12 protein-coding genes and 2 tRNA genes are annotated in these 21,792 nt (G+C 66.9%); 4 read left to right on the top strand and 10 right to left on the bottom strand.

Going from position 1 to position 21,792, the window contains the following annotated elements:
- Positions 1 to 56 precede the first annotated feature (56 nt).
- Entirely contained in the window at positions 57 to 842 is a 786-nt protein-coding gene (locus QMG72_RS00070; RefSeq protein ID WP_226773816.1) for a PspA/IM30 family protein, read from the top strand.
- A gap of 135 nt (positions 843 to 977) precedes the next feature.
- Complete coding sequence (locus QMG72_RS00065; protein WP_282359629.1) at positions 978 to 2,417, top strand: cryptochrome/photolyase family protein; 1,440 nt, start codon at positions 978 to 980, stop codon at positions 2,415 to 2,417.
- 68 nt (positions 2,418 to 2,485) lie between these two features.
- On the opposite strand, the gene QMG72_RS00060 is transcribed toward QMG72_RS00065, so the two are convergent.
- The 4 genes from QMG72_RS00060 to QMG72_RS00045 form a co-directional block, all read right to left on the bottom strand.
- A tRNA-Met gene (locus QMG72_RS00060) sits at positions 2,486 to 2,559 on the bottom strand.
- A 133-nt stretch (positions 2,560 to 2,692) separates the two neighbouring features.
- Positions 2,693 to 2,766: transfer RNA gene (locus QMG72_RS00055), tRNA-Met, on the bottom strand.
- A gap of 188 nt (positions 2,767 to 2,954) precedes the next feature.
- Complete coding sequence (locus QMG72_RS00050; protein ID WP_282359630.1) at positions 2,955 to 5,933, bottom strand: UPF0182 family membrane protein; 2,979 nt, start codon at positions 5,931 to 5,933, stop codon at positions 2,955 to 2,957.
- Between the two features lie 173 nt (positions 5,934 to 6,106).
- Complete coding sequence (locus tag QMG72_RS00045; RefSeq protein WP_502913772.1) at positions 6,107 to 7,240, bottom strand: YlbL family protein; 1,134 nt, start codon at positions 7,238 to 7,240, stop codon at positions 6,107 to 6,109.
- A gap of 235 nt (positions 7,241 to 7,475) precedes the next feature.
- Here QMG72_RS00045 and QMG72_RS00040 point away from each other — a divergent pair, with 235 nt between their 5' ends.
- Complete coding sequence (locus QMG72_RS00040) at positions 7,476 to 8,909, top strand: zinc-dependent metalloprotease (protein WP_226773813.1); 1,434 nt, start codon at positions 7,476 to 7,478, stop codon at positions 8,907 to 8,909.
- A gap of 52 nt (positions 8,910 to 8,961) precedes the next feature.
- Here QMG72_RS00040 and QMG72_RS00035 read toward each other — a convergent pair whose 3' ends face one another.
- From QMG72_RS00035 to nudC, 3 genes are all read right to left on the bottom strand, one after another.
- A complete protein-coding gene (locus tag QMG72_RS00035) occupies positions 8,962 to 9,603 on the bottom strand; it encodes a M48 metallopeptidase family protein (protein ID WP_282359631.1) in 642 nt (213 codons plus the stop codon).
- Positions 9,603 to 11,693: an ATP-dependent DNA helicase UvrD2 gene (locus QMG72_RS00030; protein WP_226773818.1), complete on the bottom strand. Its 2,091-nt coding sequence runs from the start codon at positions 11,691 to 11,693 to the stop codon at positions 9,603 to 9,605. Before QMG72_RS00030 ends, QMG72_RS00035 begins: the two co-directional genes overlap by 1 nt.
- A 196-nt stretch (positions 11,694 to 11,889) precedes the next feature.
- On the bottom strand, positions 11,890 to 12,957 hold the full coding sequence (gene nudC, locus QMG72_RS00025; protein WP_282359632.1) for an NAD(+) diphosphatase: 1,068 nt from the start codon (positions 12,955 to 12,957) through the stop codon (positions 11,890 to 11,892).
- 173 nt (positions 12,958 to 13,130) lie between these two features.
- On the opposite strand from nudC, the gene QMG72_RS00020 reads away from it, so the two are divergent.
- Entirely contained in the window at positions 13,131 to 14,441 is a 1,311-nt protein-coding gene (locus tag QMG72_RS00020; RefSeq protein ID WP_283479240.1) for a macrolide 2'-phosphotransferase, read from the top strand.
- Here QMG72_RS00020 and QMG72_RS00015 read toward each other — a convergent pair.
- The 3 genes from QMG72_RS00015 to QMG72_RS00005 all read right to left on the bottom strand — a co-directional run bounded on the left by QMG72_RS00015 (position 14,438) and on the right by QMG72_RS00005 (position 21,776).
- Positions 14,438 to 17,962: an ATP-dependent helicase gene (locus tag QMG72_RS00015; RefSeq protein ID WP_283479239.1), complete on the bottom strand. Its 3,525-nt coding sequence runs from the start codon at positions 17,960 to 17,962 to the stop codon at positions 14,438 to 14,440. The two genes, QMG72_RS00020 and QMG72_RS00015, sit on opposite strands and share 4 nt — an antisense overlap.
- Entirely contained in the window at positions 17,959 to 21,177 is a 3,219-nt protein-coding gene (locus QMG72_RS00010; RefSeq protein WP_349358556.1) for an ATP-dependent helicase, read from the bottom strand. Before QMG72_RS00010 ends, QMG72_RS00015 begins: the two co-directional genes overlap by 4 nt.
- Positions 21,178 to 21,359: 182 nt before the next feature.
- A complete protein-coding gene (locus QMG72_RS00005; RefSeq protein ID WP_226773808.1) occupies positions 21,360 to 21,776 on the bottom strand; it encodes an MGMT family protein in 417 nt (138 codons plus the stop codon).
- Positions 21,777 to 21,792: the final 16 nt, after the last annotated feature.

Raw genomic sequence — 21,792 nt, 5'->3', positions numbered from 1 at the left:
TTTCACTGTTCACCGATATTCAGTGGGCACCACTGAGCAGGACGAAAGGTAACACCATGAAGCAGTCCATTTTCGGCCGCATGGCGCAGCTGGCGAAGGCCAACATCAATTCCCTGCTGGACCAGGCTGAGGACCCACAGAAGATGCTCGACCAGATGGTCCGGGATTACACCAACAACATCGCCGAGGCCGAGTCCGCCGTCGCCCAGACCATCGGCAACCTGCGGATGCTCCAGGACGACTACAACGAGGACATCAAAAACGCCCAGGACTGGGGTAAAAAGGCCCTCGCCGCCTCCCGCAAGGCTGACGAATACCGCGCCGGGGGCGACACCGTCGACGCAGAGAAGTTCGACAACCTGGCCAAGGTGGCCCTGCAGCGCCAGATGTCCGCTGAAAACGAGGCGAAGTCCGCCGAGCCGAGCATCGCCTCTCAAACCGAGGTTGTTGACAAGCTCAAGCACGGCCTGGACCAGATGAAGGGAAAGCTCAACGAGCTCACCAGCAAGCGCAACGAACTCGTGGCGCGCTCCAAGACGGCGGCGGCTCAGACCCAGGTCCACGATGCGTTGAAGAGCATCGACTTTATGGATCCCACCTCCGAGGTTGGCCGTTTCGAAGAGAAGATCCGGCGCGAGGAAGCCAAAGTCCGCGGCCAGCAGGAACTCGCCGCTTCGAGCCTGGACGCACAGTTCAACTCACTTGAGGACCTTGGCGAGCAGACCGAGATCGAAGCCAGGCTCGCTGCGCTGAAGTCCGGCGGCTCGCCGGCCGCCCTTGCCGCCGGTGAGAGCCGCCCCGCAGGCTCCACCGTCGAGGAAGCAGACTTCGACAAGCTGTAAGCCCGGCCGGGTTTCCGCCGGGTCTTCGCAGCGCGTTCGGCCAGGGCCGGATCCCTTGGACCGTCTCCGGACGGCCCAAGGGGTCCGGCCCTTGTTGTTGTGCCTGCGGCGCGGCAGGGCGTGTACCGTGGATCCATGTCTTTGGGATCCCGTTCTTCGACAATTGTCTGGCTCCGCGACGACCTCCGGCTGGACGACAATCCGGCCTTGAGTGAAGCGGCCTCGCTGGGTCAGCCGCTGACCGTGGTCTATGTCCTCGATGAGGCCTCCCCCGGGGTGCGGCCCCTCGGCGGCGCCACGAAGTGGTGGCTGCACCACTCCTTGGCAAATCTTGCTGCCGGGCTTGAGGGCAAAGGCTCCCGACTGCTGCTGCGCCGCGGTCTGGCCGCTGAGGTGATCCGGGAGCTCGCGGACGAAACCGGAGCCGTGACATTGCTCTGGAACCGCCGCTACGGCGGCCCGGAACGCGAGGTGGACGCCGGCATCAAGGGTTGGGCCAAGGAGCAGGGTCTCACAGCCGCCAGCTTCCAGGCGAACTTGATGTTTGAACCGTGGACGGTCCGGACCGGTGCCGGCGGGCCTTACAAAGTCTTCACGCCCTTCTGGCGGGCCTGCCTGGAGGCACCGGAGCCCCGGCTGCCCTTGGACCCTCCGGGGCGCCTCCCTGCCCCGGCAGTGGGCGCGGAGGGAACGCTTCCGGACAGCGACACGCTCGACAGCTGGGGGCTGCTCCCCCGGAGGCCGGACTGGAGCGTCGGACTCGCCGGCAGCTGGCAGCCCGGGGAAGCCGGGGCCCACGAACGGCTTGAGGACTTCCTCGACGGTCCTGTGGAGGACTACGGCACCGGCCGCAACGTCCCCGGTGTCGAGGGCACCAGCCGGCTCTCCGCGCATCTGCGGTTCGGCGAAATCAGCCCTTTCCGGGTCTGGCACGCACTGCGCGAACGCTTTGGCCCCGCGGCTCCGGGCGATGTAGCCGTCTTCCGCTCCGAACTCGGCTGGCGGGAATTCTGCTGGCAGCTGCTCTACGAGAACCCGGAACTGGCCACCCGGAACTTCCGGCCCGAGTTTGACCGTTTCGACTGGCAGAAGCCCTCCGACGCCGAGCTGGCGGCCTGGCAGCAGGGCAACACCGGCTATCCCCTGGTCGACGCCGGGATGCGCCAGCTCTGGCAGACCGGCTGGATGCACAACCGCGTCCGGATGGCGGCCGCAAGTTTCCTGGTCAAGAACCTGCTGGCCGACTGGCGGCTCGGCGAGGCCTGGTTCTGGGACACCCTGGTGGACGCCGATGCCGCCAGCAATCCGGCGAACTGGCAGTGGGTGGCTGGCTCCGGCGCCGACGCCTCGCCGTACTTCCGGATCTTCAACCCGGTCACCCAAAGCAAGAAGTTCGACGCCAGCGCCCGCTACCTGCGCAAATACCTCCCGGAACTGTCCGGTTTGGACGATAAGGCAATCCACGAACCGTGGAGGGCCGGGACTCCGGCCACAGGATATCCGGAACCGGTCGTTGGGCTGCCGGAGTCCCGGGCCCGGGCGCTGGAGACCTATCAGCGGCTCAAAGACGGCTAGGGCTTCGCCACCGACCCAAAACAAAAGGCCCGGATCAACAGATCCGGGCCTTTCCTTTTCTTCTTCAGTTGCGGGGACAGGATTTGAACCTGTGACCTCTGGGTTATGAGCCCAGCGAGCTACCGAACTGCTCCACCCCGCGTCGCTAGATCAACACTACCCTAGTTTTGTGGCCGGCCGGACCGCCGCCGTTGACAGCTGTCCGTGGACGCCGTCAACGGCTCAAAACAGAAAGTCCGGAACACTGTTAACAGTGTTCCGGACTTTCTCTTCAGTTGCGGGGACAGGATTTGAACCTGTGACCTCTGGGTTATGAGCCCAGCGAGCTACCGAACTGCTCCACCCCGCGTCGCACTGTTAACTCTACCGGCAGGTGAACGTGGGGCCAAATCGAGGCGGCGTGATGTGCGTCTCCCGGGCGGCAGCGCTGGACGCGGCGAACCCTCAGGAGAAGGCGAAAGGCCGGGTCCGCGCTCACAAGGAGCGCGAACCCGGCCTCGGCCCGTGATGCGGACGGCCGTTGTTAGCTGACCGTGCTCAGCTGCTCGGAGTCGGCGCCGGGGTGGCTGCCGGAGCCGGAACCGGCGTCGCGATCTTGGCCTCAGCAGTGATCGCCCGCTGCAGCGCCGCGGAAAGGATCCTCTGCTGCTCGCCATAAGCAGCGAAGTCACCCTTTGCGAGGGCGTCCTGGCCTGCTTTGATGGCTGCGTTGGCATCGTCCAAAGCCGCTTTCAGCTCTGCTTTCGCATCCACGGAGCCGGGAGCGGGTGTGCCGTCCGGCGCGGTCGGCGCGGTGGGCGTCTGCCCGTTATTGGCCGAATCGCCGGCGCTGGCCCCGGACTTACCGCCGAACAACTGGTTCAACGCCTCATCGAGCGTCGGGGCAAACCCGATCTTGTCACCAAACGCCACCAGGACGCGCTGCAGCGTCGGGTACGAGGTTTCGCCAGTGGACTTAAGATACACAGGCTGGACGTACAACATGCCCCCGCCTGCCGGCAGCGTCAGCAGGTTGCCATTAAGGACAGCCGACGCACCCTGACGGAGCAGGTTCAGCGCCTGCGAGACGGTGGGGTCGGAGTTGAACTTGTTCTGCGCCTGCCCCGGACCAGGGATGTTTGCCTCCGGCGGAATCTGCAGGAGGCGGAGCTGGCCATAACTCTCGGCCTTAACGCCCTTCTCGCTGCCGGCGTCGGAGTCGGCCGCCAAGAACCCATACAACACGTTGCGGGCGTTCCCGTTAACAACCTGGGGAATGAAGGACGACGTCAGCTGGAAGGCTGGCTTGTCCTGGTTGGGCATCTTCAGCGACATGTAATAGGGCGGCTGATTAACGTCGTCCTTGGCTGTCGGATCGTTCGGGACGCTCCAGGCATCGTTGTTGGTGTAGAAGCTATCGGCCTGGGTGACGTGATAGCGGCCCAGCAACTCCCGCTGGACCTTAAAGAGGTCCTCCGGATAGCGGACGTGGCTCATCAGGGCTCCGGACATTTCCGAAAACGGCTTCAACGACGTCGGGAAGACTTTCTGCCAGGACTTCAGTACCGGGTCCTGATCGTCCCAGGCATAAAGTGTGACTTTTCCGTCGTACGCATCCACCGTCGCCTTGACGGAGTTCCGGATGTAGTTGACCGAGGTGTTGGGCAAGGACGCCGTCCGCCCGGAGGTCGTCTGCGAGTCGGCGGTGGCTGCGGAAAGCTGTTCCTGCTGGGAGTACGGGTAGTACTGGCTGGTGGTGTACCCGTCCACAATCCATTTCACCCGCCCGTCCACAACTGCGGGGTAAGCGTTGCCGTCCACGGTCAGGTACGGAGCGACCTTCTGGACCCGCTCCCGCGGATTGCGGTCGTAGAGGATCTGCGATTCGGGATTGACTCCGTCGGAGAGCAAAAGGTCCGAGGACTGGAACTTGATCGCGTACAGGACCTTATTAAAGAAGCTCCCTACATTCGGGCCGCCGTCGCCGGTGAAGGTGTACTGCGTTTCCCCGTCGCCCTCCTTGCTGGCGGGCCGATCCTGCTCGCGGTGCTGGGAGCCGTCCGGTGCCCCCACTACGGAGTAGTCGGGCGACTTTTCTCCGAAGTAGACCCGCGGCTGATAGCTGGAGTCATCACCTAGCACGCCCGTGGACGGGATCCCTGACTGCAGGAACTCCGGCTTGCCGTCAACCGTGAACTTGTTGCCTTTCGCGGCGACGACGCCGTAGCCGTGGGTGTAGACGACGTGGCGGTTCAGCCACGACTGCTGGTTGGCGCTCAGTCCGTCCGGGTTCAGTTCACGGACGGCAATAACGGTGTCCTGAACTTTTCCGTCGATCTCGTAGCGGTCAACATTAAGCGCGCTCGGGAACTGGTAATAGGGGCGGTACTGTTCGAGTTGCGAGAATGCGTCCGAGATCAGGTTGGGGTCCAGCAGACGGATGTTGGCTGTGGTCTGGGCGTCCGGCGCCAGGGCCCCTGTGGTGGCGTTGGTGGTGGCGTTGTAACGCGTCTCCTGGATCTTGTCCAGGCCGTATGCCGAGCGGGTCAAGGCAATGTTGCGCTCAATGTACTTCTTCTCGAGGGTCTGCTCCGAGGGCCTGACCTGGAACTGCTGGATCACCCACGGGTAGACCCCGCCGGCCAGGATAGAGGTGATGATGAGCATCGCGGTACCAATCACCGGCAGGCGCCATTTGCCGATCACCGCGGCGACGATAAACAGCACCGCAACCAGGGCAGCGGCGACGGCCAGAATGGCTTTGGTGGGGATCACGGCGTTGACGTCCGTGTACAGCGCCCCGGCCCACCGGCCGCCGCTGTTCTGCACGGAGGTGAACCGGTCCAGCCAGAAGTTGACGCCCAGCAGCAGCAGGAACGCTGCGCCGGAGACGGCGAGATGGATCTGCGCTGCCCGGCTGGTAAAGATGCCGCGTTCCATAATGCGGATGCTGCCGTAGAGGTAATGCGTCATAATTCCGGCAACTCCGGCAACGATGATGACACTGATCAGGAAGCCGGTGATGAAGCCCAGGAAGGGCAGGGTCATCAGGTAGAAGCTGATGTCGAGCCCGAACTGGGGATCGGTCTCGCCGAAGGATTCCTGGTTGAAGAACAGCAGCACCTTCTGCCACTGGCTGGCCGCGGCGCTCCCGGCGAACAGGCCGAAGAGTACGGGCAGGCCGATCATAACGAGGCGGCGGATCGGTTCAAGCTGGACCTGGTAGCGGTTCAGGTTGTCCCGGATCTCCGAGTCCGGCGCGTAGACCGGACGGGAGTTGTAAGCGATCCGGATGGCGAAAAAGACAGCGGCGAACATCAGCGCGAAGCCGGCCACGAAGATGGCGATGCGCGCAAGGTTCTCGGTCAGGAACACTTCGAAGTACCCCAGTTGCTGGTACCAGAGGACGTCCGTCCAGACATTGGCGAAGAAGATGAATCCGACGACGATCAGTGCCACAACAATCAACGTCGGCGTCAGCGCGCCTCGTCGTCGCAGGGGTCTTCCGGGCGGGACGGTGCTGGCAGGACGGGACAAACTCGGTACCTCATAGCTGGTAGACAGTTACTGGTTTTTAGTTATCGGTGCGGCACGTCGATCCAGGAATCGGGCGTTGCTGAATTCTAGCCACCGCCGGCATCGTGCCAACAGATCGCCGACGCCGTCATCAAGTGCCACGAGTGGCAGCTGATCTTAGTTCCGCGGCCAGTCTAGTTGCTGGCGCAACCCGGCAGGCCCGACATGTCGGTTCCGGACGCGGCAACGTCGACTGCGTGCCGTGCATCCGCCAGAGTTTCGACCCGCACGACCTGCAGCCCGGCGGGAATATGCCCAACAACCTCGTCGCAGTTCGCCGCCGGTGCAAGGAACAAAGTGGCGCCGCCGGACCGTGCACCGTGCATTTTTTGGCTGATGCCGCCGATCGGGCCAACGGCGCCGTCGGGAGTGATTGTTCCGGTGCCAGCGATGTGCTTGCCGCCGGTCAGGTCTCCCGGGGTCACCGTGTCCACGATGCCGAGGGCGAACATCATCCCGGCGCTGGGTCCGCCGACCTGGTCCAGGGAGATTTTGACGTCGAAGGGAAAAGTGAATTTGTACTGCAGCATGATCCCAAGGATGAACCGGCCGGATGAGGTCTTCGACGGCGTGATGCTGGCCGTCACATTGCTGCCGCCACGGTCGACGACGACATTCACCGGGGCGCCGTCGCCGGCGGCAAGTTCAGCCTGGATGGCACTCAGCGCCGACGCCGGCTTTCCGTTGACCGACACGAGTATGTCGTTGTTCTGGAGCTTCCCGGCGGAAGCGGAGCCCTCCGGGACACCTGCAACCTGCAATTTCTGCTCGAACGCGATTCCCAGCTCAACCAACGCCGCAGCCACAGCGTTCTCTTGGGAAGTGGTCATGGCGACGGCGCTTTCCTGCTGGGACTGTTCTTTCGTTACCCCTTTAGGGAAGATCAGTTCCTCGGGATATACGGCTTTGGAACCGTTGAGCCAGGCGGAGAACGCCTCGAAGACCGACACCGGTCCGTTGGGCCCGCCATCAACATAAACAGTGGTCAGGTCCAGGTTTCCCTTGGCGGGAAACGCTTCGTGGCCGGTGACGCTGATGACCGGTGTGCCGTTGTCCGTGCCCAAAGTATTAAACGTCGGTCCCGGTGATTCCACGACGTACGGGACAGGCAGGCTCACGGCGGTGACGCCGAGCGCCAGCGCCAGCAGGCCCGAGACGAACATCGCCGAGGACCGCTTGTCACGACGCTGGCTCCGGCCTGGCCTCGCGAGGAGTGCCCGTCGGCCCCCGACCTGGCTGCCGGCCTGCTCACCCTGCGTAGTTGTCACTGATGGACCTCCCCGTGCCGCCGCGCGGGAGCCCCGCGGACCCCCGATTGGCGCACTGCGTCCGCAGAATGCGCCGCGGCTTGCGCCTGCCAATATTCCAGTTCCCAACACTACGCGCTCGGCGGCCGGCCTGGCTCTTTGCCGACAGCGAACGCGCAGTCGTTTCAGCAGACAGCCTGCTGGCTGCGGGGTAGCGTGAACCTCAGAAGCAGCCACACCGACGATCGGCGGGATCATGACCTCCAACCCACTTAATCCGTCCAACGGCGACGAGGAACCCAAGGATCCGCTGGCCGAAATGCTGAAGAACCTGATGGGCGGGCAGGGAATGGGGAACATCGACCCCGCGGAATTAGCAAAAGCCGCGGGCCTTCCGGACGATCCCAAGCTTTTGGCCCAGATGTTCTCCCAGGTTCAGGCCATGATGAGCTCATCCTCCGAGGGCCCCGTGAACTGGGAGCTGGCCCATGAAAACGCCCGCCGGGTGGCCGCCAGCGGCGCCGACCCGTCCATCACGGCACAGCAGTCCCGCGAGGTCGATGAGGCGCTGCGGCTCGCGGAACTATGGCTTGACCAGGTCACGGACCTGCCGGCCACCGGACTGATCGGCCGGGCGTGGTCCCGGGCCGAGTGGGTCGAGGAAACTCTCGGAACCTGGAAACGGCTGACCGAACCGGTGGCCGACAGCGTCGCCAAGGCACTCTCCACAGCCATGACGGAGCAGATGCCGGAGGAAATGAAGTCCATGATGGGCGGTGCCTCCTCCATGCTGCAGAACATGGGCGGGGCGATCTTCGGCATGCAGCTGGGCCAGGCCATCGGTGCACTGTCCGCCGAGGTGGTCAGCTCGACGGATATCGGTGTGCCGCTGGCCGATCTCGAAATGGCACTGCTGCCGGCCAACGTGGCCAAATTCGGCGAGGGCCTCAGCCTGCCGGAACACGACATCCTGCTGTTCCTTGCGGTCCGGGAGGCGGCCCATGCCAGGCTCTTTGTGCAGGTCCCCTGGTTGCGAGGTCACCTGCTCGGCGCGATCGAGGCCTATGCACGCGGCATCCACATCGACACCTCGAAAATCGACGAACTCGCCCGCGATCTGGATCCGGCCAATCCGGAGGGTATCCAGGAGGCCCTGTCCCAAGGCGTCTTTATGCCCCAGCGAACCCCCGCCCAGGACCAGGCGCTCGAAAAACTTGAGACCGCCCTGGCACTCGTGGAGGGATGGGTTGATGAACTGAGCTGGGCGGCCACAGAGAAGCTGTTGCCCGCGGCCGCGGCGCTCCGGGAGACCGTGCGGCGCCGCCGCGCCTCGGGCGGACCGGCTGAACACGCGTTCTCCTCCCTGGTAGGTCTGGAGCTGCGTCCGCGCCGGCTGCGGGAAGCCGCAGCACTGTGGGCCTCGCTCAAGGAGGAACGCGGGACCGAGGGCCGCGACGCGATCTGGCAGCACCCCGATTTGTTGCCCACCGCCGAAGACCTGGACGATCCCAAAGGCTTCAGCGAACGCCGGAAGCTGGCCGAAGCCAGCGACTCTGAGGTTGACGACGCCCTCCAGAAGCTGCTGAGCGGCGGCTTCGACGAACCCGGCGGCGACCGGCCGGCCGGGGAAGAACCCGGCGGTGCCGGCCCTGACGACGCAACCGACGCAGGCGACACGCCCAAGTCCTAAACAGCCAGTCGCCCGCCCCCGGCTGCGTTTCCGGCCGGGGTGGGCCAAGGCGCTATCCGCAGGAAACGCCTGCGGCTGTGCCGTCCGTGCCATTGTCTGTGCTGCCGGGCGCCAGGCCGCGCGATGTCGCGAAAGAAACCCCCTCAAGGAAGGCCCTGGCCCGGGCAGTCTCCGGGTAGGCCTCGAGCAAACGCCAGAACGCCGCGTTGTGGCCGGCGACCAGCAGGTGCGCCAATTCGTGCAACAGCACATAGTCGATGACCCACTGCGGCATGGGCTGAAGCTTGTCAGAGAGCCGGATGGTCCCTTCCGACGGCGTCGCGGACCCCCAACGGGAGTTCTGGTTGCCCACCCACCGGACCGAGGACGGTTCGGCCCGGCCGCCCAGGTACTTTGCGGAGAGTGCGGCGGCGTGCGCCCCGAGGGCGGCATCGTTTCGCGGACGGCGTCGCCCGGCGCTGCGCTCCCCCTGGCGCCGCAGCTTCTCAAGCATCCGGTGCACCCACTCGCGTTCCTGGGCCCGGCTGAAGCTGGCCGGTATGGCGACAACTGCGGTGCCGTTTTCCCAGAAGGCGGCAACGGTCCGGCGTCGACGCGCGGAGCGCCGCACTTCCACCGGCGAGCCGTCGGTGGTGGTGAGGGGTGTGGGTGCGGACGCTGCCGGGCCGCTTGCCCGCGTGGTGCTCCCGGCCACTAGAGTGTGGTGCTTTCGACCAGCACTGCCAGGACTGCCTCGCCGTACTTCTCCAGCTTCGACGGCCCCACCCCGGGAAGAGTGGCGAGCTGTTCGAGGGAGTCCGGCCGTGCTTCGGCAATGGCAGTCAGCGTGGCGTCGGTGAACACCACAAAAGCCGGGACGTCGGCTTCGAGCGCTTTTTCCTTGCGCCACTGCCGGAGCGCGTCGAAAGTCTGCTCCTCGTAGCTGGGCGGGCACTGGTTGCACCGGCCCACCTTGCGTTCGGCACCGGAGGAGAGCATGGTGCCGCAGACCCTGCAGGTAGCGGGCACGGCCGCCTTGCGCCGCGGCGCGGCCCCCTTGCCGCGGACCGAGGAGCTGGCCACAGAGTCGGGCCGCAGGCCGTCGAGGAACCGCGAGGGCTTTCGGTTGGCGCGGCCGCCCGGGGTGCGCGCGGTGGACCAGGACAGGAACAGGTGTTCCCTGGCCCTGGTGATCCCCACGTACAGCAGGCGCCGTTCCTCATCCACGGATTCGGGGCTGTCGGCGAAGGAGATCGGCATCAGACCCTCGCTGAGCCCCACGAGGAACACCGCGTCCCATTCGAGGCCCTTGGCGGCGTGCAGCGAGGCAAGCGTGACACCTTGGACGGTGGGGGCGTGCTGGGCCAGGGAGCGTTCCTGAAGTTCATTGACGAAATCCGCCAGGGTGAACGCTCCGCCGCGGCTGATCACGAGTTCGTCGGCCAGCGCAACCAGCGCAGCGAGCGATTCCCAGCGTTCCCGGAGCGCGCCGCCGCTGTGCGGAGCCGAGTCCGTATAGCCGAGCGAGGCGACGATGTCGCGGACTAACTGTCCCAGTGGCTCGGGGCTGGCCGTTTCGGAGACGGCCCGGGTAGCCGCCCGCAGCTGCAGGATGGCGTCGCGGACCTCCTTGCGGGCAAAGAACCGTTCACCGCCGCGCAACTGGTAGCCGATACCGGCCGAGGCCAGTGCCTGCTCATAGGCCTCGGACTGCCCGTTGGTGCGGAACAGCACGGCGACCTGGCTGGCCGGAGTGCCGGCGTCAAGGAGTTCACGGACCTTCACGGCGACGGTTGCGGCTTCGGCTTCGTCATCGGAACACTCGGTGAATTGCGGCACCGGTCCGGTCGGGCGCTGCGCCACGAGTTGCAGAGGCGTGGCCCAGGCAGCGTCGGCGGCTGGCCCGGCGCTTCGCCGGCCGGCCAACAACTCATTGGCGAGCCGTACCACCTGCGGGGTGGAGCGGTAGTCGCGGATCAGCTTGACCACTGCGGCCTGAGGGTACTGGGCCTTAAAACCAAGCAGCTGCTTCGGCGAGGCGCCCGTGAAGGAGTAGATGGTCTGGCTGGCGTCCCCGACGACGCAGAGCTCGTCCCGGCCGCCAAGCCACAACTCCAGCAGCCGCTGCTGCAGCGGCGAAACATCCTGGTACTCGTCAACAACGAAGTGGCGGTACTGCTCCCGGACGGTGGCTGCGACTTTCGGGTCCTCCTGCAGGATGCCCACAGTGATCAACAGGACGTCCTCAAAGTCGATTACGTTCCGGTCCGTTTTGACGTCCTCGTAGGACTGAAAGACACGGGCGACGGCGGTCAGGTCAAAGCCGCCCGGGGCGCCGCGGCCTTGGGCTTTCTCCAGGTAGTTGGCGGGCGTCAGCATGGAGACCTTGGCCCACTCGATTTCCGAGGCCAAATCGCGGATGGACGCGCGGTCGGTGCTGAGCCGCAACCGCCGTGCCGCTTCGGCAATCATCTGGGCCTTGTGGTCCAGCAGGTTTGGCAGGACGCCGCCAACGGCCTGGGGCCAGAAGAACTGGAGTTGGCGCAGCGCGGCGGCGTGGAACGTGCGGGCCTGAACGTTCCCGACACCGAGGTCCCGGAGTCGGCTGCGCATTTCCGCCGCGGCCCGCGAGGTGAAGGTGACAGCCAGCAGCCGCTGCGGGTTGTAGACGCCGGAGTGCACCCCGTAGGCGATTCGGTGGGTGATGGCGCGGGTCTTGCCGGTGCCTGCCCCGGCGAGGACGCACATGGGGCCCTGCAGGGTACTGGCAACTTCCCGCTGTTCAGCGTCCAGGCCGCCGAGGATGCGTTCCTCAAGGGAACGGTTGTCCGGCGCCGGAGGCTCGGCATCCGGGCGGTCGTCTGGCCGAACTGCCGGGAAGTCACTGGACTGGAAGAGATCTTTGTTCACTGTTGCTGCTCAGTCGTTTGAGGGTGTGCGGTGGATACGCGGCGGGACCCTCAGCGCGGGGATGCCGGTGCAGGTGGTCAGGAGGGGCTCCTCATACGTTGTCCGCACGGTCCTGGATGAGCCCGCCGTACCAGTGTTCGATCAGGGCACGGGCGATGGACAATCTGCTGGAGATGACGATCTCTCCGCTGAGTACTGCCGCTTGCAGTTCGCTTCGGCTGAACCAGCGTGCCCGGGTCACTTCGACGCCGTCGGGTGTGGCTTCTGCGTCCGCGGTGGTGGCCGTGAAACCGAGCATCAGCGAGGCCGGGAAGGGCCACGACTGGGAACCGAGGTACTGGCAGGCGGAGACCCGCACGCCCACTTCCTCACCGATCTCGCGCACTACTGCCTGCTCCAGCGACTCCCCCGGTTCGACGAAGCCGGCCAGGGTGGAATAGTTCTTCGCATCGAGCGGGCCGCCGCCGCCGAGCAGCAGCCGGCCGTCCGGACCCACCACTGTGACGATGATGGCCGGATCGGTGCGCGGATAGTGTTCCGATCCGTCGGCGGGACAACGGCGGACCCAGCCTCCGCTCTCCGTCGTTGTAGCGGTGCCGCAGCGCGGGCAGTGGGTATGTGTGGCATGCCAGTTGGCGATGGCGCTGGCTTCGATGAAGAGGGCGGTGTCCGCGGGGTTCAGGGCGGCGGCCACTTCGCGGAATCCCGCCCACTGCGCACCCCGGGGGATGCCGGCGATGTGGGCTTCGAATTCCTCGGCCTGAACCTCGAACTGCTGCGGCAGGATAAAGAGGACCAACTGGGTGCCCGCCGCAAGGTCCGATCCGGGCAGTGCCATTCCCAGGTAAATCAGCTGCTCCGGGGCGTACGCCGTGTCCTTCAGGTGGCGGGCAAGTTCTGCCGCGTCCAGCAGCACCAGGCTGCTGCCGTCGATGAGGGCCTGCCGGCCGGAGAGCACCATGGCCCGGGCGCCGCCGCCAGCGATGAGCTCCTCGAGCATTCCCGGCTTCAGCCGTGCTGCGGAACCGCGGTCAATCAGCGCCGGGCGGACCGGAAGAATTGCGTCGTGAAGCAGGTTGGCGGCCAAGGCTGCAGGCGGGGAGGCTGAGGCGGCGTCGCGGGGGTGGTTCTCTGGTGCCGAATTCTCCGCAAGACTCATGTACCTACCGTACTGACTCCCGCTGACAATTGACATTTGTTCGCCCCGTATGTGGGCAGCCACACGCGGAGACGCACGCGGCACCGCGGCACCACACCGCAAATTATTCCCGATCTTTCAGACTCGCCGTGCTGCATCGCCGTCTTGGGCGCCGCTCAATCTACCGTGGGAGCGTGAGAAGAAAACCAATCGAACTGGCAGCTGTGGCAACCGCGGCAGTGCCCGGGCTGACACCGACCGCCGTCAGCTCTGCGCCCGACGATCCGGCAGACTTCGATTCGGCACTCCTGCTGGATTCCGAGGGCAAGCGCTGGCGCGTCCGCTCGCCGCGCCATGCCGAGGCCAGCGCCCGCCTGGAAACTGAATTCCTGATACTGCGCGCTTTCACCCCCGGCGTCCGGGCAGAGCTTCCTTTCCTGATGCCAACCGTCGCCGGGACCGTCCGACAGGGACCGCTGAGCACGTTCGTGTATTCCCATTTGGCCGGATCCACCCGATCAGTCGAGGAACTCGGCGCCGCATCATCGGCCGTGGCCCGCGAAATCGGGGCGGCCCTCGCCGCCATCCACGACTTGCCCCACTCACTGGTCAGCAACGCCGACCTGCCAAGCTACACCCCGAACGAGTTCCGTCAGCGCCGCCTCAACGAACTGGACCAGGCCGCGACCACCGGCATGATTCCCGCGCTGCTGCTGCGACGCTGGGAACACGCCCTGGAAGACGTGTCCCTGTGGCGCTTCAATCCGTGTGTTGTCCACGGCGACCTGCACGAGGACAACCTGCTGGTGGACGGCGACCGTGTGACCGCCGTGACCGGTTGGACAGACTTGCGGATCGGCGACCCGGCCGATGACATGGCCTGGCTGGTCGCGTCCAACGACCATGAATTTGTGGAAGCCGTACTAACCCACTACACCTCTTCCCGGCGCGACGTACCGGACGCGCACCTGCTGCGGCGAGCGGCGTTGTCCGCCGAATTCGCCCTGGCGCAGTACCTCGTTAAGGGCATCGCCGCCGCAAACCAGGACATGATCGACGAGGCGGAATCCATGCTCACCGCACTCGCCGAGGACGTCGCGGAACACGGCGGGCAGCCGATCAGCGTTGAACCGCTCCCCCAGCCCGTACCGGCCCCGGAACCGGATTCAAGGCTTGCCGCTGTTCCGGCGGGCAGCGCCGCACCCGCCGTCCTGGTCACACCGATCCCCCTCGGAACCGCCGGTGCGGACGATGCAGCGAACGACAGTGCCGCGGACGTCGACCGGCCCGCTGGCACCGCAGGAGCCAGCGTCTCCGTCACTGCAATCCCCGACGAACCGGCCCCCGCGGGCGCAATCGAGGACTCCTCAACCCAGTCGATCGCCGTCGTGGGCGGGGACAAAACCGCCCCCGCCGACGAAGCCGCCCCGGTGACGGAGGCGGCGAACCCGGCCGACGACACCTCCACGACCTCGCTCGCGATCGTCGAGCCGAAGACCCGCTAGCCGGTTCCGAGGGCAGCGGCGACGATTTGTTCGAGCCGTTCGGCCGAACCCAGATCGTGCGGCCTGACTACTGCGTCGTCGGCCACGTAGTAGAACGCCGCCCGAACCTGGTCCAGCGGGACTTCTTTGAGCCGGGCCCAGGCCAGCCGGTAGACGGCCAGCTGGACAGATTTGGTCTTCAACTGGACGGCCGACGGCCGGCGGCCGGTCTTCCAGTCCACCAGATCCCACCCGCCGTCGGAGTCCCGGAAGACCGCATCGATCCGGCCCCGGACCACCACATCACCGACCCGGGTCTCCACCGGAACCTCCACGTACGCCGGGGCGCGATCGGCCCACTCGGACTGGCGGAACGTCTCGACCATACTGTCCAGCCCGTAGGCTGCATCGATGTGGCCATCGGAACCGGCAGCTTCCTCCAGGTCCAGCATGCCGGCTGCGCCGAAGTACTCTTCGACCCAGGCGTGGAATGCGGTGCCCTTGCGGGCCGACATACCCGGCTCCCGCGGTACCGGGCGGCGCAGCCTTGCGACGACGGAGCCTGCGTCGTCCTCGAGATCCACCAGGGTGGACGCGGAGATGTGCCCCGGCAGGTGAACGTCCTGCACCGTGCTCCGACGGGAACGGCGCTCCAGCAGGGTCGCTGCCTCGTCCGCCCACCCGGCCGCGGGGCCACGCAGCTGCCGGCGTGTGTCTGCTCCGGCGACACCGGCGTCGGCATCCGGCCCGGCATCCGGCGGCACTTTCGGACCCATGGATCCCAACACCCGCCCGGCAGCGGACTCCATGGCCGTCCGCCGGCCGGGAATGAGGCGCAGCCGGGCGCCGCTGCGAGGATCAACGGGCCCCTCCAGCGGATCATACGGCCACCCCGCGACCTCCAGTTCCGAGGTCAACGGACTCTCCTGCGGCAATGACTCCTCGCTGACGGACAACGGGTGGATCACGGCGGCGCCGCCGGCGGCGAGCACCTCAAGTTCGGCCAGGAACGGCGACATGTCCGCCATCCCGGCCCGCGAGCCGACCCAGGCGGCGCTGGAAACCCAGAGCACATGTTTGGCGCGTGTGTAGGCCACATACGCGAGCCGACGTTCCTCGGCCTCGCCGTGAACCTGCACGGCGGACTTGAAGTCCTTTTCGGCGTCGAGCCAGCCTTTTTGGTCAGGGTGGTCGAGGTCCCATTGCGGAAGGTCCGAGCGGTCCCCGCGCAGCGGCCAGGGCAGTGCGGCGCTGCCGCTGCTCCAGCGCGAGTCCCGGCTGCTCGGGAAGGCCCCGGCATTGAGCCCGGGCACAAATACCACATCCCATTCCAGGCCTTTGGAAGCGTGTACCGTCAGTAGCTGCACGGCTTCATGGTTCACTTCGGGCGCCGCGGCATCCAGGCCATTCTCTTCGGCGGCCGCGGCCTCCAACCAGGCCAGGAACGCCAGCACATCCACCCGCTGGGACGTGTGCAGGAAGCCGGCAGCAGCGTCCTGGAAGGCGTCCAGGTTGCGGCGGGCCTGGTGAATGCTGATCCCCGGCCGTGCGGCGACCTCGATATCCAGGAGCATCGCCCGCTCCACCTCACCAAGCAGGGTGGTCAGGTCGTCACCCATATAGCCGCGCAACTGCCGGAGCTCCGCCGAAAGCCGGAGGAGACGCTCCAGCGCCTCGGCACCGAGCTGGCGGCCGTGCACGGAGGTCCAGCCCGCACGCGGGAGCCAGTCGAGTGCCTCGATCAGGCTCGCGGCGTCCGTGAGGTCGCCCTCGATCACCACCGCCTCCGCGCCGTCGTCAACGGTAACGTCGTCGTCAGCGGCGCCGGGGCGGCCGCGGCGCCGGGCCAGGAAGCTGGACCAGTCGCGCAGGGCCATCAGGTCCGCGGGCCCGATCCGCCAGCGTGCCCCGGCCAGCAGGCGCATCAGCGAATCGGACCGTCCGGGGTCGGCCAGTACCCGGAGGGTCGCAACCAGGTCCACGATTTCGGGGGTGTCCAGCAGACCGCCGAGCCCGACGATTTCATAGGGGATCCCGCGCACTTCGAATTCGCGGCGAATGCATTCCATCTGGGCGCGCCGGCGGCACAGAACCGCCATGGCGGGCGGTTCAGGCTCCCCTGCCGTCCCGCTGAAGTCTGTCACCCTGAATTTCAACACGTCGCCCGCGATCGCCGCGGCCTCATCCTCATCGGTGCCAAACCGGCCCATCACCACGCGGCCCTGGACCGCGGCGGGGCTGGGCTGCAGCGGCGGCACCTCGACACCCCCGGCCTTGTCCCGTTCACCGGCCGGGCCGGTCCGGGCCGCGGCGGCGCTGAGCGGCGCGGAAATGACGTTGGCGGCCGAGAGGATGGTCCGGCCGTTGCGCCATGCCGTGGTGAGGTAGGACGTCGGCGCGAGGGCAAAGCCCGCCGTGCTGTCTGCCGCGTCGGCACCGGTACCGACGCCGGCTGGTCTTTCGCCGGCTCCGAGCCGCGCCGGGAATTCGCGGACGAAATGAAAGAGCTGGCCGGCGGAGGCTCCGCGGAAGCCGTAGATCGACTGATTGGGATCGCCCACCGCGGTGACCGCATGGCCGTCGCTGAACAACCGGGAGAAAAGGACAAGCTGGGCGTGTGAGGTGTCTTGGAATTCGTCGAGCAGCACCACCTTATAGCGCTGGCGTTCGGTTTCCGCGGCGAGCGGAATCTCGTTGGCCACACGGGCGGCGAGGGCCACGAGGTCCCCGAAGTCGAGGGCACCGCGGGCACGCTTGGCGTCCGTATAGCGCCCCACCATGTCCGCGACGCTGGCCCGGGTGCGCAGCAGTCCGCTGAGCTCGGCGACGGCCTGGCTGGGATTCTTTGTGGCGGTTGCGAGGTAGGGCAGCTGCTCAAACTCGGCCACCCGCTCCAGCAGCCAGCGGCGGACGCCAGCGGGTTCCTGGAGATGCTCAGCGCACTCGCCCGCCAGTTGGATGACTGCCTTGACCAGGGTGGATTTTGCGGATCGGAAGTGTTCGTAGTCGCCGTCGTAGGCTTCCACGACTTCGCTGGCGAGCTGGAAGGCCTGGGCGCCGCCGAGGAGCACAACGTCGCGTTCGACGCCGAGCCGCAGCCCGTAGTCCGACACAATGCCGCTGGCGTAGGAGTGGTAGGTGGAGACCTTGGGTTCAAGTGCATCGGTACTGAGCAGCCCGGCGGGGAACACCTGGTTCTGCGTGTCGGACGCGGCGATACGCTGCAGCGCCGCCAGCTTGGCGCGGATCCGGCTGGCCAGTTCGCCGGCCGCCTTGCGCGTAAAGGTTACGCCGAGGACTTCCTCCGGACGGACCCAGCCGTTGGCGACAAGCCACACCACGCGGTCTGCCATCGTGGCGGTCTTGCCCGAACCGGCGCCGGCAATAACGAGCCGCGGTGACAGGGGTGAGGAAATGATCTGCGACTGTTCGGCTGTAGGGCTGTTGGTCTCCCCCAGCAGGGCCGAGAGCTCCGCCGGGGTGAACCTGGGGACTGGAAGTGCTGCCGGTGCAACGGCGGGACGGGCAGTTTCGGTGCTCATTCGGTAACCTGCTTTCCCCGCAGGCACAGCGGGCAGACTTCGGGAAGGCGGCAACCGTGGCCACCGTGGCCACTTTTGGACGGATCATGGCGGGCCTCGAAGGCGCTCCCGGACATCACCCGGGCAGCGTCGCCAACCATGTCCAGTGCCCAGTTTTCCGCGGGGTCCAGCGCTGCCTGGGACTGGATGCCAGGGCTTTTGGTGCCGGTTCCCAGCTGGGCCAGGACGGCACCGCCGGGCAGCGGGGGCGGGCCGTCGTCGGAACCGGCGAAACCTCCGGCCAGCACCGCAGCCTGGTACGCTCCCAGCTGCGGATGCCGCGCCAGCTCGGCTTTGCCCGGCTGCCGTTTGCCGGTCTTGAGGTCCACCACAACGAGCCGGCCCTCGGCGTCGATCTCCAGCCGGTCGACCTGGCCGCGCAGCACGGCCGGGCGGGCAGGCCAAGGGCCCCCGTCGGCGCCCGGGTCAGCGCCGGCCGCTCCGTCCCCGGCCCCAAGGTCCGGGAGCTTGACTTCGAAGTCCAGCTCGACGCCGACCAGGGACCGTCCCTCGCTGCGCATCACCAGCACGTACTGGGCAAGTTTACGAACCATCGTTTCGGCGCGCTGGAAGTCCAGTTTGCCTTCCCAGTTGTCCTTCATCCCCAACGCCGGCCAGCGGCGGATGAGCTCAGCCACGTATTCACCGCCCGAAGCATCGGGCAGGTCCTGCGCGATGGCGTGGACCAGGGTGCCCAGGCTGCGGGCAAAGTCGGTAGCGGCTTCGCCGCCGGCAGCCTGGACGAACCAGTCCAGCGGCGACTTCTGCACCGCCTCCACCTTCGAAGGCGATACGTAGACAGTGCCGCCTGGGGGAACAACGGGATCGTCCGTGGACAGCGGGGCCAGCCCCCACCAGCTCGCGGGATGCGCGCCGGGTACGGCGGGCTCAGCCGCGGCCAATGTGCCAAGAACGTCGGAGGCTTCCAGGGCTTCCGGAGTTCCGGCGTCGAGCTGGGCGTACTGGCGCAGCTCGGCGACGAGGGCGCGCAGGGTAAGAGGGCGCTCAACCTGGGTGAAAGCGCGCCGGTCCTGGCCGGGGCGGAGCGGCACCACGTAGTCCAGGAACGACGACGGCTGTTCATCCTCGGAAGACACGGCCGTGCAGATCAGTTGCTCCTTGGCCCGCGACACAGCAGTGGAGAAGCTGCGCAGCTCGTCGTAGCGGATTTCGCGCAGCCTGCTGAGGGGATCCAGTTGCAGGGCGTATTCCACGCCGTGCTCGACGGCGTCCGCGAAGAGTGTGCTGCCGAGCAGTTCGCCGCGGAGCCTGGTGTTTGGCCATACGCCTTCCTGCAGGCCGGGGACGATGACGACGGGCCATTCCCGGCCGGCAGCGCTGGCCGGGGTCATAAGTTCAACGGCGTCCTCCAGCTGGGCCCGTGCCGCGAGGGTGTCCATCGGGAGTTCCTGGCTGAGCAGGTACTCGAGGAACTGCTCGGGTCCGGACCCGGGCAGCTGGTCCACAAAGCGCTCCGCCGTGTGGAAAAGGGCCATCATGGCATCGAGGTCCCGGTCAGCACGGGCACCCGCCGATCCGCCGGCCAGCGCCGCCTCGGTCCAACGCGCGGCAAGACCGGTGGAGTTCCAGAGTGCCCAGAGCACCGTTTCGGCGTTGCCGCCCGGAGCCTGGGCGGCAACCCGGCCAGCCTGGATCATCCGTGCAATCCGTCGTGCAGAGGTGCCCTCAATGCCGAGGGTCCCGAGCGCGCCCGGTTCCAGCAGGGCCTCGACGAGGAGCACATCGCTGGTGCGGCCGCCGCCGCCCAGGAGCTCCTCCCGGCGCAGGGACTGGCGGAGGCGCCGCAGCTCGATCGCGGTGGCCCCGCCGATCCGCGAGGTCAGCAGCGCCACTGCCGCTTCGGGGCTGAGTACGGCAGGGTCCAACACAACGGCATAGGCATTGAGCAGGGGCCGGACGGCGACTTCGTCGCGGACAGCGGATTCCGCCACCGGGATCCGGACCGGGATCCCCTGACCCGCGAGGTAGCGCTGCAGTTGGCTGAGCTGGCCGCCGTTGCGCACGACCACGGCGATGTCACCGAGGTCGCGGCCGTCGGTGAGCTGGGCTTCCAGGATCCGTTGTGCCACGTAGCGCAGTTCGTGCACCGGCGACGGCAGCAGGTGCGCTTCAACGGCTCCGGCGGCGGTTCCCGGGTCCGGATCCGGTGCGGGCGGCTGCTCGAGCTGGCGAGCGGACTGCCCGCCGGCCCTGCTGGAGATCCGTCCGGCAACCGAAAGCCAGGCCTCAGCAACCGCCGGGCTGTGGCGGTGCGCGGTCCGGAGCGGCCGTTCGATCACAACACCGTCGACGGGGGCCAGCAACCAGGGGAGCTCCGCGACAAGGTCCGGGCGGGCGCCGCGAAAACCCTGGACTACGGTGTCCGGCGATGCGGTAATGAGCGCTTCCTTGCCGGCGGCGATGTCCGCGAGCAGCTCGAATACGGCGGGGTTGGCTTCCTGCATGTCGTCCACCAGGATCAGCTGGAGCCGGTCGCGTTCAGCGGCCAGAAAGTCCGGCTCGTCCTGGAAGATCTGCCGGGCCGCGGTGATGATGCCGGCCGGGTCGAAGGATTCCGGCATCCGCAGGTCCAGGACGTCGCGGTACTCCGCATAGAGTCCGGCTGCGGCAACCCAGTCCGGCCGGTGGCAACGTCGCGCCAGGACCACAAGGTCCTCGGCCGTCCGGCCGGATTCGATGATCCGGTCAAAGAGCTGGCGGACTTCCTGGCGGAAGCCCCGCGTCAGCAGTGCGGCCGCCAGGTCCTCGGGCCAGGGCAGCTCAAGTCCGGGCTCCGCGTGGCCCTCCAGCAGTTCCTTGATGATCAGGTCCTGTTCCGGGCCGGAGAGGAGTTTCGGCGGACGCGGTAGCGGCAGGATCCCTTCCGCTTTGGCGCGCCGGATCAGATCGAAGGCGTATGAAGCCCAGGTGCGTGCCGGCGTCGTACTTAAACTGCGGTCCAGCCGGGCCGTAAAGCGGTCCCTGAGCGAATCGGCGGCAAGGCGTCCGGGGGCGAGGATGAGGATCCGTTCCGGATCGAGTCCATCGCGCCGGGCCCGCCGGACGGCGGCCTCAACGAGCACAGTGGACTTGCCGGTTCCCGGCGCTCCCGGGATCAGAACGGGGCCGGAGCCGTGTGGGACGTCGACGGCGGCGAGCTGGTCTGCCGACAACACAGGCACAGCGTTGTGCAGTTTTTTTGGCGGCAGCAGTCGGAGCGCGGAACCGGAGCCGCCCGGCCTGGCAGCTCGGCGCGTCCCGGCTTCGGACCCTCCTGGTGCCTGAGCCAGGGAAGCCGGTGGAGATGTTGCGGGCCGTGTGACGGGCGGGCGGGACTCGGCGTTCTTGCTGGGGTTGCTCACACAGTCATTTCATCATCAGGGACCGACAGTTTGCGCAAGGATCGTTCCAGCCGCTCTGCGGCGGCGTCGATGGCGTCGAAATCACTGCCCGTCGGCGCCCAGCGGGCAGCCATCAGGTCCACCCGGAAACGCCCCTCACCGGAGTGCAGGTACTTTTTGTACTCGCCCAGCAGCGGGGTGCCTTCCCGGAGGTACCGGGCAAGGGCCTCGCGTTCGTGTCCGGGAGGCGCCTCGCCGCTGGACTTCAGGACCCGCCACCAGGGAACCGCGCTGCCGTGGTGGCTCATCACGGCGCCAATCTGGCGGGGGCCGCCGGAACCGAGGAGTTCCGCGATGTCGCCGTAGGCCACCGCGGCGCCTGCGGGGATCAGCGCCACCACATCCAGCACCGCCTCCACATACTCCGCTTTCATCACTCCAGCCTAGCGG

The organism is Pseudarthrobacter sp. PH31-O2 (assembly GCF_030063265.1).
In the GTDB taxonomy this organism is placed as follows: Bacteria; Actinomycetota; Actinomycetes; order Actinomycetales; family Micrococcaceae; genus Arthrobacter.
The sequence above is the reverse complement of the archived record's forward strand: the minus strand, read 5'-3'. Positions and strand labels throughout refer to the sequence as shown.

Coding starts and splice junctions, on each gene's coding strand:
- QMG72_RS00065 (WP_282359629.1), top strand. CDS start 978: ATGTCTTTGGGATCCCGTTCTTCGACAATTGTCTGGCTCCGCGACGAC.
- nudC (WP_282359632.1), bottom strand. CDS start 12,957: ATGAGTCTTGCGGAGAATTCGGCACCAGAGAACCACCCCCGCGACGCC.
- QMG72_RS00040 (WP_226773813.1), top strand. CDS start 7,476: ATGACCTCCAACCCACTTAATCCGTCCAACGGCGACGAGGAACCCAAG.
- QMG72_RS00005 (WP_226773808.1), bottom strand. CDS start 21,776: ATGAAAGCGGAGTATGTGGAGGCGGTGCTGGATGTGGTGGCGCTGATC.
- QMG72_RS00015 (WP_283479239.1), bottom strand. CDS start 17,962: ATGAGCACCGAAACTGCCCGTCCCGCCGTTGCACCGGCAGCACTTCCA.
- QMG72_RS00070 (WP_226773816.1), top strand. CDS start 57: ATGAAGCAGTCCATTTTCGGCCGCATGGCGCAGCTGGCGAAGGCCAAC.